The organism is Undibacterium sp. RuTC16W, assembly GCF_049339445.1.
Lineage (GTDB): Bacteria > Pseudomonadota > Gammaproteobacteria > Burkholderiales > Burkholderiaceae_D > Undibacterium.
Genome location: NZ_JBMPPE010000041.1, coordinates 1 through 448 on the forward strand (window position 1 = coordinate 1; position 448 = coordinate 448).

The window sequence follows — 448 nt, forward strand, 5'->3', positions numbered from 1 at the left end:
CTACTTGGATGACCCTTTCTTTGGGGTGGGAGATGGAGAAGGGGGCTTCTGTGCCTGCCTGTCCAAAATTTGGGGTCAGCTCAAGTTCGTGTACAACTCCATGCATAAACTTGAGGAATTCACCACCACTGGTTCAGAGTGTCACACGCCGGCAGCCCTTTATTCTTGCGAAGGAGCTCTCACCAAGGTTCTAGGGCTCCAGTTAATTGAAGAAGGAATCTCAGATCTGACGGATCCTCATACTATCGACGTCCTTGCAAAGAACTTTGGGCAAGGATCTCTCTTGACCTGCGACTGTGAAGGTGCTGGACAGAATAATCCTGTCAAAGAGTTGAAGATCAGGGAGAATCTTACAAAACTGTCTAGGGCGGTTGGTTTCCGCTCCGCGATTATCAAGACATATGCGTCTTCACTGGATCTTTTATACAACGGGGTGAATCAATGGCTG

General features: G+C 48.4%; 1 protein-coding gene. It reads left to right on the forward strand.

The window, feature by feature from the left end:
• Positions 1-100: 100 nt before the first annotated feature.
• Positions 101-448: hypothetical protein (locus ACO0K4_RS19470; RefSeq protein ID WP_422958332.1), on the forward strand; the 348-nt coding region annotated here is incomplete at its 3' end.